The organism is Cyanobacterium sp. (genome assembly GCF_054166785.1).
This window is the reverse complement of record NZ_JBSZCP010000019.1, coordinates 39,977-52,788: the sequence shown is the minus strand read 5'-3', so window position 1 is coordinate 52,788 and position 12,812 is coordinate 39,977. Positions and strand designations below refer to the sequence as shown.

General features: G+C 37.2%; 10 protein-coding genes. 4 read left to right on the top strand and 6 right to left on the bottom strand.

Features of this window, described 5'->3' with window-relative positions:
• Nucleotides 1-326: 326 nt before the first annotated feature.
• Nucleotides 327-554 (top strand): DUF2281 domain-containing protein, encoded by a 228-nt coding sequence (locus ACXITR_RS03500; protein ID WP_457995843.1) that lies wholly within the window; start codon nt 327-329, stop codon nt 552-554.
• A complete protein-coding gene (locus ACXITR_RS03495) occupies nt 551-934 on the top strand; it encodes a PIN domain-containing protein (protein WP_457995842.1) in 384 nt (127 codons plus the stop codon). Before ACXITR_RS03500 ends, ACXITR_RS03495 begins: the two co-directional genes overlap by 4 nt.
• 99 nt (nt 935-1,033) lie before the next feature.
• On the opposite strand, the gene aspS is transcribed toward ACXITR_RS03495, so the two are convergent.
• The 5 genes from aspS to ACXITR_RS03470 form a co-directional block, all read right to left on the bottom strand.
• Nucleotides 1,034-2,818, bottom strand: coding sequence for an aspartate--tRNA ligase (aspS, locus tag ACXITR_RS03490; RefSeq protein ID WP_457995841.1), 1,785 nt, complete (start codon nt 2,816-2,818; stop codon nt 1,034-1,036).
• A 259-nt stretch (nt 2,819-3,077) separates the two neighbouring features.
• The gene (locus ACXITR_RS03485) at nt 3,078-3,473 is read right to left on the bottom strand and encodes a pre-16S rRNA-processing nuclease YqgF (protein WP_457995840.1); all 396 of its coding nucleotides are present in this window, start codon (nt 3,471-3,473) and stop codon (nt 3,078-3,080) included.
• A 97-nt stretch (nt 3,474-3,570) separates the two neighbouring features.
• Nucleotides 3,571-3,795 (bottom strand): indolepyruvate ferredoxin oxidoreductase subunit alpha, encoded by a 225-nt coding sequence (locus ACXITR_RS03480; RefSeq protein WP_069789789.1) that lies wholly within the window; start codon nt 3,793-3,795, stop codon nt 3,571-3,573.
• 104 nt (nt 3,796-3,899) lie between these two features.
• Nucleotides 3,900-4,436: an adenine phosphoribosyltransferase gene (locus tag ACXITR_RS03475; protein WP_457995839.1), complete on the bottom strand. Its 537-nt coding sequence runs from the start codon at nt 4,434-4,436 to the stop codon at nt 3,900-3,902.
• An 84-nt stretch (nt 4,437-4,520) separates the two neighbouring features.
• Nucleotides 4,521-6,032, bottom strand: a complete 1,512-nt coding sequence (locus ACXITR_RS03470) for a phosphomannomutase/phosphoglucomutase (RefSeq protein ID WP_457995838.1) — start codon at nt 6,030-6,032, stop codon at nt 4,521-4,523.
• A gap of 113 nt (nt 6,033-6,145) precedes the next feature.
• Here ACXITR_RS03470 and ACXITR_RS03465 point away from each other — a divergent pair, with 113 nt between their 5' ends.
• Nucleotides 6,146-6,934: an E3 ubiquitin ligase family protein gene (locus ACXITR_RS03465; protein WP_457995837.1), complete on the top strand. Its 789-nt coding sequence runs from the start codon at nt 6,146-6,148 to the stop codon at nt 6,932-6,934.
• An 87-nt stretch (nt 6,935-7,021) separates the two neighbouring features.
• On the opposite strand, the gene ACXITR_RS03460 is transcribed toward ACXITR_RS03465, so the two are convergent.
• Complete coding sequence (locus tag ACXITR_RS03460) at nt 7,022-9,481, bottom strand: ATP-binding cassette domain-containing protein (protein ID WP_457995836.1); 2,460 nt, start codon at nt 9,479-9,481, stop codon at nt 7,022-7,024.
• A gap of 250 nt (nt 9,482-9,731) precedes the next feature.
• Here ACXITR_RS03460 and ppc point away from each other — a divergent pair, with 250 nt between their 5' ends.
• Nucleotides 9,732-12,803, top strand: a complete 3,072-nt coding sequence (ppc, locus tag ACXITR_RS03455) for a phosphoenolpyruvate carboxylase (protein ID WP_457995835.1) — start codon at nt 9,732-9,734, stop codon at nt 12,801-12,803.
• The last annotated feature ends 9 nt before the right edge of the window (nt 12,804-12,812 follow it).

The following is a 12,812-nucleotide window of genomic DNA, read 5'->3' as shown; positions in this document are numbered from 1 at the left end:
GGAAAAGTTTTAGTGATAAAATCATTCTAGCATAGATTTCTGCTCTTGTGTCGAATCCTACGGATACTTTTTGTTGGGCAAAATTCATCCTCTAATCTGCTACGCAGAGATTAGGGACTTCTTTTGCCATTTACGTTAAATGATTAACTATGGGAGGGAAGGGGTTGAAATCCCCTGTTATAGCAATTACTATGCTCATGAAATACAGAATGATTCCCCGCAAATTCGGGGGAGTTGGGAATAATAGACATACCTCATAACTATGAGAAACACTATATATGAAGTTAAACTATGAAGATACTTAAGATTAAAAGAGGTTTACAAAAATGAATCAAGCCATAAAATACGAAGAATTAATGATTAAGGCATTTCGTAAACTACCTCCAGATAAACAAAAGGAGTTATTAGACTTTGCAGACTATTTAGAACAAAAAAATCAAGAATTAACCAAAAATAGAGAAAATAATTTTTTTTCTTTAGCGGGCATTTGGGAAAATAGAGAAATAAACTCAGAAATTTTGCATAACAAAGCGTGGGGAGAAGAAAATAATTGATACTTTGTGATACGAATATTTTAATTGAATTTTATAAAAATAATAAAGAAATAATTAATCAACTTGAAAAAATAGGCGTGAGTAACTTAGCTATAAGTGCTATCACACAAAGTGAATTGTATTTTGGTGCAATTAATAAAAATGAATTAAATGCCATCAAAAAAAATCTAAACTTTATTTATAGTTGTCCCATAAACAAAAAAATTTCGGACCAATTTATTGTACTTATGGAAACCTATTCCCTTAGTCATAAATTAACAATCCCTGATGCTTTAATCGCTTCAACAGCTTTAGTTTATCAATGGGAATTATACACATTAAACCTTAAAGATTTTTATTACATTAACCAATTAAAACTATATCAACCTGAGCTAAGTTAATGATAATTGGTTACTGAAAACTACGAAAACTATAATTTTGTTTTTTCTATTGTGAAAATAAATCCCCCAAAATTGAGGGATTTAAAACTAAAAAAACTACTAGGCTTTAGGCTTATAGGTAGAAGCAACGTGCAACTCTTTCAACTGCTTATTATCAACCACTGAAGGCGCTTCCGTTAATAAACAACTAGCCTGTTGAGTTTTGGGGAAAGCGATGACATCCCGAATAGAATCCTCTTTTGCCAATAACATTACCAAACGATCTAAACCATAGGCAATACCACCATGGGGAGGAGTGCCATATTCAAAGGCTTCGAGAAGAAAACCGAATTTTTCTTGGGCTTCTGACCTCGATAAACCAATGGTTTTAAATACCTTCTCTTGTACTTCCCGCTGATAAATCCTCAGACTACCTCCGCCGATTTCAATACCATTTAAGACTAAGTCGTAAGCCAAAGCCCTAGCGGTGGTTAAGTCGTCCAAATCTTCAGGATTGGGGGCGGTGAAGGGATGGTGTAGGGCTTCGTAACGGTTTTCGTCGGCATTCCATTCCACCATGGGAAACTCGGTAATCCAAACGAGATTAATTTTATCCTCATCAATTAAGCCCAGTTGTTCCCCTATTACTAAGCGTAAACGATCTAGGGATTTATTAACGGTGGGAGTATCCCCTGCCCCAAAGAGGAGAAGATGCCCCGGTTTTGCCCCTGTGCGCTGGAGTAATTCTTGTTTTTGTTCTTCACTCAGGTTATCTTTGATGGCGCCGATGGTATCAATTTCGCCGTTATCTCTGACTCGGATGTAGGCGATACCTTTTGCCCCTGCGATGGTGGCTTCGGTGAATAAGTCTCCCCCCGGTTTAATTCTAACGTTGGAAATTTTGTCGTTGCCTTGGGGAATTGGTAATACTTTGACGATACCACCGTTTTTGATGGCGCCTGAAAATACTTTGAATCCTGAGTCTGCCATGATGTCGGAAACATCAACTAATTCTAAACCAAAACGGGTATCAGGGCGATCGCACCCATACTTATCCATGGACTGCGCGTAGGTTAGACGGGGGAAGGGGCGGGGTAAATCAATATTTTTGACAGTTTTGAAGATATGACAAATTAAAGCCTCGTTAAGCTCAATTATCTCATTTTCGCTCATAAAACTCATTTCCATGTCAAGCTGAGTAAATTCGGGCTGTCTATCCGCTCTTAAATCCTCGTCACGGAAACAACGGGCGATTTGATAGTAACGGTCAAATCCTGACACCATCAACAACTGCTTAAATAATTGGGGAGACTGGGGTAGGGCATACCATTGTCCTTCGTTTACCCTAGAAGGTACGAGATAATCCCTTGCTCCTTCGGGGGTAGATTTGGTTAATACGGGGGTTTCAATTTCCATAAAGTTTTCTTGATCTTCGAGGAAACGACGCATGGCTTTAACCACTTGATGACGGAGGGTTAAATTGTTGGTCATACGGTGTCTTCTCAAGTCTAGGTAACGGTATTTGAGCCTTAAATCTTCCCTCAAATTTTCCTCATCGGTGGATACTTGGAAGGGTAGTTGTTTCCCCACGGCGTTTAAAATCTCGATTTCACTGGCATAGATTTCGATTTCCCCTGTGGGTAGTTTGGGGTTAAGGGATTCGGGGGGGCGTTCGCTCACTTTTCCCGTAATTTTTACCACATATTCGTTACGCAAAGTATCGGCGTTTTGGTATGATTGAGGGGTACGCTGGGGATCACTGACTATTTGCACAACTCCAGTGCGATCGCGCAGGTCGATAAAAATTACTCCACCATGATCTCGACGACGATCAACCCAACCACAAACGGTGATAGTCTTGTCAAGATGTTCTCGGCGCACTTCGCCACAATAATTAGTTCTCATAATTTGTTTTTTTATATCAATTTCAATATGGAAATTATTTTTAGGATGTTAATTTTATAAGAATTAGGTAGTCCTAAATTTTTTGTAGAAATTTCAAGGTATATCCCCCCCTTATTAAGGGGGGTTAGGGGGGATCATATTCTTATAATTTAAATAAAATTACTATATTTAGTTAATTCATTCTCTATGCTCAATTACCCTGACAAACCTACCATCATACTAAAATTTCGCCGTTAATGATAGGAAAAATTGGATTTTATTATATTTTCGTCTGCCAATATCTTTCAATCAATATCACCGCTACAATATCATCAATAGGCTCAGGAGGTACTCTCAAACTAAGGGGAATCAACTTTCCTAACCCCTGAGGAGGATTAAATACCCAATATCTCTGTCTCGCTTCTACGGAACTATTTTTTTCATTCACCAACACAATAGATAAGTTTATATTATCTTCTAATTTTGCTTTCCACTGTTTAGAGGTGGTTTGATTACCCATTACCAGTAGTGAAGGGCTATATTTTGAGATCAAATCTTGGATAAAGGCGATCGCCCCTGAAGAATTTACCACCGATCTGCATAAGATTTGCTTATGGTTATCCATCACCGCCAAACCGCACTTATCCCTACCCGGATCAAAACCAATAATCATCATAAAATCGAATAATAAGCTAGGACTGAGCAAAACTATTGAATATGCTTCCCCCTTATTAAGGGGGGTAAGATTGGATCAAATTTCCCTTTATTTGAAGTTAAGACATTTTCTGTAACTCAGGACGCTCTTCAGGTAGGATAGCACCCTCTACAGGGCAAACTTGCACACAGATTCCACAATCGATACAGGTATCAAAATCAATCCAATACCAATCCGTGCCTTTGACATTTTTACTCTCTCCCTCATGGATACAAGCAACAGGACAAGCCGATACGCAATCAGCTACTCCTTCACAAACGTCTGTCACAATGGTATGGGGCATTTTTGTTTCCTCAATTTTGCTTATTATTTCTTAACAATTATATCAAATTAGGTTTCACCAGACTAATTGATAAATCCTTAAACAATTAATTACCCACTATTCCCCTACTCATACTCTACCAGAGTCACCATAGGTACATCAGGCAAAAGACTACGACCATTTAAGCCCTTCAATTCCACCACAAAACCAAATCCCACCACCTCACAACCAATGCAAGTTAATAAATCCGCCGTCGCCTTAGCAGTACCTCCCGTGGCAATAACATCATCCATAATCATTACCTTAGCACCCTTTTCCACCGCATCTTGATGGACTTCGAGGGTATCAGTGCCATACTCTAAGTTATACTCAATGGCATGTACCTGAGCAGGTAATTTTCCCTTTTTACGCACAGGAATAAAACCCAATCCCAACTGATAAGCCAAAGTAGGGGCAAAAATAAACCCCCTTGATTCAATACCGACAATATATTCTGGTTTATTATCAAGATTTTGACATTGATTAGTTAGTTGATCAATCACATGGGTTAATCCTTGAGAATCTCTTAAAAGGGTGGTAATGTCACGAAACATGATACCAGGTTGGGGAAAATCAGGAACGTCTCTAATTAATGCCTTTAAATCCATTGTCGTATTGACCATATAATTTTTAACAAACAAAATTTTACCTTGAATTAATCACCACTACTTAATTTTTTTATGGTGATAGCAGCAGAAAAAAGCAACTTACTTTATTAAAGCTGAGAAAGACTCTAAAAAATTAAATAAACGATGGCTAATTTTTTTCACTCCTCCCTCTACATCAGATTCAATGTTGATAGGAATAACAGGATCATGTAAAGATAAACGTAATAAAAACCATCCTTTTTCTTGCTCAGATAAACAACGAACTCTCACCCCTTCATAATTTTTTGGAACGATTTGCCAATCATCTTGATTATTAGTAAACTCTTTTAATTTTTCAATTACATCATTACCATAATCCTTAAAATTATCTTGTTTTATAGTTAGTCTAATTTCTTGACTTTCTAAGGGTTCTTCTAAATTACTAATTAACTCAGTTAACTGTTTATTTTCTAACTTTAACTTGGCTAATTCTATTAACAATTTTGTGATTAGATACGCTCCATCATCTAAAAAATAGTTTTCTTTGAGCGCACCGTGTCCGGAAGTTTCTATGGCTAACCATGATTCTATGCCCTCATTATTAAGCCTTTGTGCTTCATTAATAACATTTTTATAACCTCGCTTAAAACGATGGTGTTTGCCCCCTAAATCTTGCTCTATAAATTTAGTTAAACCCTCTGAGGTAATAGAATCCGTGACGATAGTTGATTGAGGATGTTCTTTTAAAATAATGGTGGAAATTAAGGCAATTAAACGATTACGATTTAACTCCTTTCCCGTACTATCAACCCCCGCACTTCTATCTACATCGGTATCAAAAATAATTCCAAAATCTGCTTGGTTTTTTATCACAGCTTCACAAATTGAGGTCATGGCTTCTGGATTTTCGGGGTTAGGAATATGGTTGGGAAATGTGCCGTCAGGTTCTAAAAATTGACTGCCTGTAATATCTGCCCCCAAAGGTTTTAATACTTTTTCTGCATAAAAGCCCCCTGCCCCATTACCTGCATCGACGATAATTTTTAAATCTTTTAAAGGTTGTTCAAAGTTTTGAAGATGATTAACAGATTTTCTTATCTTTTCAACAAATAAATCGGCATATTTTGCCATAAAATTTTTATCAATAATTTCTCCTTTTTTTTGTGCGAAAATAAAGTTATTTTCTTGAGCTATTTTTAAAATATCTGTAATATTTTGTTTTTCTAAACCGCCTTGTTTGGTAAAAAATTTTAAGCCGTTACGGTTGAAGGGTAGATGACTAGCGGTAATCATAATGGCACCATCACAATTTAATTCAGCATCAATGGTACTCATAAACATGGCAGGGGTGGAAGCCATTCCAAAGTTATATACTGTTACCCCTAATTCACCCATAGCAGTGGAGATATTTTGTAACAAGTTTTCCCCAGATAAACGACTATCTCTACCTACGGAAATTATTAGTTGACAGGGGGATTTATTGAGATTTTGACTTAGCCATTGAGCAAAACTTTTCCCTAATATTTGTATTTTTTCAGGGGTTAAATTGACTTTTTCTTCTGCTACTCCTTCTAGGGCAACTCCCCTAATATCTGAGCCGTTTTGTAGTTTTTTCCAATTTTCTTTTAACATTTTATTTAGGTTTGTTATTTTTTATTACAGGGGCTTTTTGTTTAAGTGTAGCGGTTACTTTTTAAAATACAATTGAAATAGCTTATTTTTAAGGTTATTTTTAGATTTTTGTTATGGGCGTTTTTGGATTTATTTTAGTGGCGATCGCACTTATTCTTTTTTTTATTAAACAAGCACAAGTAAAAAGCCATGGTAGTTTACTCTCCGCTAGACTGACAAATATTCAAGAATTACAAAGCACTTGTGAAGCTATTACCCAAGAAATTGGGGGCAGAAATTGGCGCGATTATGTTAAATTGTGGGGCAAAATTAGGGTAGATGAACCTTTAATGTCTGAAATTAGACAAGAACCCTGCGTTTATTATCGTATCCTAGTACAACGGGAATATGAGGAAAAAGTGCGATCGCAAGATAGTGAAGGAAAAACCACAGAAAAAATAGTTAGAAAATCTGAAACCATCACCCAAAATCAACGCTCAACTCCATTTATATTAGAAGATAAAACAGGTGCCATTACCATTAATCCCCAAGATGCAAAATTTGACACCATTAAAACACTAGACGAATTTAGGACAGAACAACCAGCGGGGGGAATGCTTCAGTTTGGCAATTTTTCTTTTTTGCTCAGAAATGATGGTTATAATACTCACACTTTAGGTTATCGTTATCAAGAGTTTATTTTACCTATCAATCGAGAAGTATTAGTCTTAGGGAATGCTAGTGATGAAACAGGGGAATTAAGAATAACTAAACCGACGGACAATCAACCATTTTTAGTTTCTTTGAAAACAGAAGAGGAACTTAAATCAGATTATCTAAATAATCAAAATGCTCTCAAGTATGGCATGATAGGCTGTTTATTTTTAGGGGTTATCTTGATATTAATTGACTTAGTTTCATAAATTTAGAATATTTATTGATAGGAGTTAAAAATAAAAAATAGACTATTTAGGTAAATATAACAATTATCAATTATCAATTCTCAATTCTCAATTATATATATCCTTTCTTTTTTGCAAAATAAAAGTAATCGTAAAATAAATAAAAGTATGTAAAATTAAAACTGACCAATTCGTAGCCAAATTATTCCAAGTGGACTCATAAACCAATGATTCTGGAATACCCTGGGCGATCGCACTGCCATCAGGTAATATGATAGGGTCAGGTATCATACTATTAACATTAACTAAAGTACCATAAGCACCCACAGACCAACGACTGATGGTTAACCATGATAAATATTTTCCTGCATCTTCCATGGTAAAGAGTACCCCAGAAAAGATAATTTGAGGAATTAATAATAAAGGTAATAAACTGTTAGCTTGGGTGATATTTTTGACGGTGGCTGATACCATTAAAGCAAAATTTATACTGGCAAAGATGGTTAAAAAACTGGTGATAAATACTCCTACTGACCAGTAAATTAACTCAGAGCTAGGACTTTCAAAACGGAATAAAACCGTTAGAACAATTAATAAACTCTGTAATAACGTAACCAATTTTAAAACAGATAATTTAGAAAATAAATAGGCAAAAATATCGAGATTAACCAATCTTTCCCGAAAATAAATATCAGCTTCTTTTACTATTTCTTGAAGTGACCCCGATAAACCCACCCAGATATTAGCACAGGTAAACACAAATAAAACACTTAGAGCTGTAGATGCCAGTTTAGGATTATCATCTATGCCTAATACTAATGGTTCTATTTTGATAGCAAAACTAATTAAACTAATACCAATAGGGGCTGTTAAAAGGGAAATTGAGAGGTTAATTTTATCCCTAAAAACAATTTTGGCATATCGTTGAGTGAGGGTAATAGTTTGTTTTATTAACGATGGTTTTACTTTTTCTGGGGTAGATTGAGGGGATGATTTTTGATTAATAGCAGAAGCACTGGTGAAGCCATGGGCATTATTTTTAGCGGAGGCTGAGGGATGATGTTTTTGAGATAAATGGTTAGTAATATTTTCTTGATAATAGGATGAGTTTTTAAATTCTTGGGTTTTTTGAACTACTGCTTCTATGGTTTCTAAATTAATATAAATATCCGCAAAATTAGCACTAGAAATATTAAAAAATTCCATGGCACTTTTTGGCTCACCATAATAACAAAGATGCCCCCCCCTACCCAAAAACACGAGGCGATCGCACATATTTATATTTGTAGTCGCATGGGTAACAAGAATGATGGTACGTCCTTCATCGGCTAACTTGCGTAACAATTCCATCATCTTTTTGTCTAACCCCGGATCAAGTCCTGATGTAGGTTCATCAAGGAAAAATAACTTAGGATCTGCTAGTAATTCTACCCCAATACTAACCCTTTTTAACTGACCACCACTGAGATTTTTAACTAAAATATTCTTATAATCCACTAACTCAATTTGAGTCAAAGTTTTACTAACTATTTCCCGAACATTAATATCAGGGGGTAAACGTAATTTAGCAGCATATTCAAGGGCTTCTACCACCGTTAAATCTTTATGAATAATATCCTGTTGAGGTACATAACCAATTTGATTACGGTAGATGTTAAAATTCTGTCGTAAGTCTTCCCCATTAATGAATACACCCCCATTAGTAGTTGGCTCAATGCCCAAAAGAGTACGCATTAAAGTAGATTTTCCAGCGCCACTTCCCCCCACCAAAGCGACAAATTGCCCGGGTTCAATGGGTAAAGATATATCATTAATAATAGTGCGATCTTTTCCCGTTTCATCTTTCACCACTCGGATTAAATTAAAGGCATCTAAACGAATATTATCCCCTTGATCAGCAATAACTAATCTATGTCCTTGTAACACCAAACGATAGGGACCAATATTAATTAATGAATCATGGTTTAATATGCAAGAATCATTTACCTTTTGTTCATTGACAAAGACTCCATTGGCGCTATAGTCGGTTAAGATGTATTGCCCTTGACTGTTTTTATTAATTACGGCGTGTTTACGGGATACCGTGGGGGCATCTAAACGAAGGTCAGCATTTTCATCCCTACCGAGGATGATGGGTTTTTCCAAAAGGGAAACAGACTGAATTTTTGGAGTGGTAACACCGCTGGTCATCACAGAAGAATGATATTCTATGATTACCCAATCCCGTGGATTTTGACCGATTTGGATGCGATCGCCATTACGTAAGCCATGACCCTCTGGGGGAATCAATCTATTATTAATAAAAAGCCCATTAGAGCTACGCCTTTGCCTATTACCATCTAAAAGACGATAGGTATTATTATCTTCACGAATAAAAGTAGCCTGACAACGACTAACAATATTCCACTCATTTGGTACTACCAAATCTACCATAGCAGGATCACGACCCAAAAGATGCTCAGGGGCGGACAATTCCATGGCAGGCAGCATAATCCCTTGATTATTTAGAGTAATATAAGGGTTAAGATTACGTTCAAGAATGGTATTAGGGCTAAAAGACTGACTCATTATTCCTAGAAAGGGAAGTATAAATCAAATATAGCAACGAAAATTGCCCAAAAAATCATTAATTTCACTAAACTTAAAAGTTCGATAGTTCTATGAATTGAAGGAAAATATTCTCAATAATGAGAATAAATGAAGGAAAATAGTAAAAAATGTATCTGAAAAAACTTTATTTAAACACTAATCACCGCTAAGATTATAAGGTTGTCATGACAACTCGCCCATGAATCAACATCTAAGAGAAGCAAATACTATGACTTTTATCAAAACTAACCACAAAGAAGAAGAAGAACTAAGCATTTATTCTAATTCAGAACTATTATTGCGTCACCGACTCAAGCTAGTCGAAAATTTGTGGGAGTTAGTTTTGACCAATGAATGTGGACAACATCTAGTAGATTTATTAGATCAGTTAAAATCCGCTTGTTCCCCAGAAGGACAAACCTCCGAAACCCCCAAACAGTCCGTAAGTAAATGGATTGAACAGTTAGAATTAGACGATGCTATTAAGGCTGTACGAGCTTTAGCCCTCTATTTTCAGCTGATCAATATTGTAGAGCAACATTACGAACAGCGAAATCAAAAAATTATTCGCAGTACCACCACCGAAGATCAGGTAAATGGCAATAAAATTGATAGTGTGGTAGATCAATTAGTTGAAGGGGAGACTCAAAAAACAGTCATTGATGCTGGGCATAAAGATTATAGTTATTTTGCACAAAAGCCTAACCCCGCCAGTGGTGGAACTTTCCATTGGCTATTTCCCCATCTTCAACAGCTGAATATGCCCCCCCAAAAAATTCAAGATTTGTTGGATGAGTTGGATATTCGTTTAGTATTTACGGCCCACCCCACAGAAATTGTCCGTCATACTATCCGTAAAAAGCAAAGACGTATTTCTCAAATTTTAGAGCGGTTGGATGGGGCAGAAGAATCTTGTCGTGCCATGGGTTTGACTAATTCCTATGAGGCAGAACATTTTCGCGCCCGTTTAATGGATGAGATTCAGTTGTGGTGGCGCACCGATGAGTTACACCAGTTTAAGCCCACGGTATTAGATGAGGTGGATTATGCCCTGCACTATTTCCAAGAGGTGTTATTTGACAGTTTACCCCACCTTTCTAAGCGCATCCAACAGGCTTTACATAATACTTTCCCCAATTTAAAAGCCCCTAGTCATAAGTTTTGTTATTTTGGTTCTTGGGTAGGGGGCGATCGTGATGGAAACCCCTTTGTAACCCCAGAGGTGACATGGTCAACGGCCTGTTATCAACGTAACTTAGTTATTGATAAATATTTAGAATCCGTCGCTAAGTTAAACGATGTTCTTAGTTTATCCCTCCATTGGTCTAACGTATTACCAGAATTGTTAGACTCCTTGGAAACAGATCGCATTAAAATGCCAGATGTATATGATAGATTATATGTCCGTTATCGCCAAGAACCCTATCGACTCAAACTCGCCTTTATCGAGAAGAAATTACATAATACCAAGGCAAGAAACGAGTCTTTATCCAACCCCGAAACCCGTAAATCCATCAAACTAGCCACCAGGGATGATAACCTTTATCCTAGTGCCAACGATTTCCTCGATGACTTAAAACTTATTAAGCTCAACCTTGAACAAACGGGGCTAAACTGTCAAGAATTAGACCATATCATTTTTCAAGTAGAAATCTATGGTTTTCACCTTGCCGAGCTAGATTTTCGCCAAGATTCTTCCCGCCATTCCGATGCCATCAACGAAATCGCCCAATATTTGGGGATGTTGGATAAACCCTACAATGAATTGAGTGAGGATGAAAAAACCCAGTGGCTAATTGGGGAATTAAAAACCCGTCGCCCCCTAGTGCCTAACCCCATTCCTTTTTCGGAGACTACCACCGAAACCATCGAGACTTTTAATATGTTGAGGGCGTTACAGGTAGAGTTTGGCTTGGAAATTTGTAATACCTATATCATCAGTATGACTAACTATGTTAGTGATGTATTAGAGGTTTTATTGTTGGCAAAAGAAGCTGGTTTGTATGACCCTGTAATTGGTGCTAGTACCATTCGCATAGTGCCTCTATTTGAGACGGTGGAAGACTTGAAGAGATCCTACTCGGTCATGAAAGAACTGTTTGATTTACCCCTTTATCGTGCTTGTTTGGCAGGGGGATATGAGGGGGTTTCGACGGATAATCAGTCTAACTTTGTGATGCCTAAGTTGACTCCCCACAATTTACAGGAGGTGATGTTGGGTTATTCTGACAGTAACAAGGATTCTGGCTTTATGAGTAGTAACTGGGAAATCCATAAAGCCCAAAAGGTTTTGGCAAAATTGGGTAATACCTATGGGGTAAAAATTAAGATTTTCCACGGCAGGGGTGGCTCTGTGGGTAGGGGAGGAGGCCCTGCCTATGCGGCGATTTTAGCTCAACCTACTTCTACTATTAACGGTCGTATTAAAATTACGGAACAAGGAGAGGTGTTGGCTTCTAAGTATTCTTTACCTGAGTTGGCTTTATATAATCTTGAAACCATCAGCACCGCTGTAATTCAGGCTAGTTTGTTGGGCAGTGGATTTGATGATATTGAGCCTTGGAATAATATTATGGAAGAAATTGCGATCGCCTCCAGGAAAGCCTATAGAGACTTAATCTATGAGCAACCAGACTTTATCGACTTCTTCCTTTCCGTTACCCCCATCGAAGAAATCAGTAAACTACAAATTAGCTCTCGCCCTGCCCGTCGTAAAACAGGGAAAAAAGACATTAGCTCTCTGCGTGCCATTCCTTGGGTGTTTAGCTGGACACAAAGCCGTTTCTTGCTTCCCGCATGGTATGGAGTGGGTACGGCCCTCCAAGAGTTTTTAGCCAAAGAGCCTGAAGAAAATCTGAAATTATTACGTTATTTTTATCTCAAATGGCCTTTCTTCAAAATGGTGATTTCCAAGGTAGAAATGACCCTTTCAAAGGTTGATTTACAAATGGCTAGTCATTATGTGGAAGAATTGGCAAAGGATGAAGATAAAGAGCGATTCCATAAGCTATTTTCCCAAATTGCCAAGGAATACTATCTTAGCCGTGAAATGGTCTTGAAAATCAATCAGCAGGAGCGATTATTAGATAATGACCCTGAATTACAACGCTCGGTGCAGTTGCGTAATGGGTCTATTGTACCCCTTGGGTTTTTACAAGTATCTTTACTCAAACGTCTGAGACAATATGCCAGTCAAGACAAAGCGGGACTAATTCACTTCCGCTATAGCAAAGATGAGTTGTTGAGGGGAGCTTTATTAACTATTAATGGTATCGCTGCAGGAATGCGTAATACGGGTTAATGTACCCCC

Bases quoted from the DNA above. Each gene is read 5' to 3' on its own strand.
- ACXITR_RS03475 (WP_457995839.1), bottom strand. From the start codon at position 4,436: ATGGTCAATACGACAATGGATTTAAAGGCATTAATTAGAGACGTTCCT.
- ACXITR_RS03465 (WP_457995837.1), top strand. From the start codon at position 6,146: ATGGGCGTTTTTGGATTTATTTTAGTGGCGATCGCACTTATTCTTTTT.
- ACXITR_RS03460 (WP_457995836.1), bottom strand. From the start codon at position 9,481: ATGAGTCAGTCTTTTAGCCCTAATACCATTCTTGAACGTAATCTTAAC.
- ACXITR_RS03500 (WP_457995843.1), top strand. From the start codon at position 327: ATGAATCAAGCCATAAAATACGAAGAATTAATGATTAAGGCATTTCGT.
- ACXITR_RS03470 (WP_457995838.1), bottom strand. From the start codon at position 6,032: ATGTTAAAAGAAAATTGGAAAAAACTACAAAACGGCTCAGATATTAGG.
- aspS (WP_457995841.1), bottom strand. From the start codon at position 2,818: ATGAGAACTAATTATTGTGGCGAAGTGCGCCGAGAACATCTTGACAAG.
- ACXITR_RS03485 (WP_457995840.1), bottom strand. From the start codon at position 3,473: ATGATGATTATTGGTTTTGATCCGGGTAGGGATAAGTGCGGTTTGGCG.
- ACXITR_RS03480 (WP_069789789.1), bottom strand. From the start codon at position 3,795: ATGCCCCATACCATTGTGACAGACGTTTGTGAAGGAGTAGCTGATTGC.
- ppc (WP_457995835.1), top strand. From the start codon at position 9,732: ATGACTTTTATCAAAACTAACCACAAAGAAGAAGAAGAACTAAGCATT.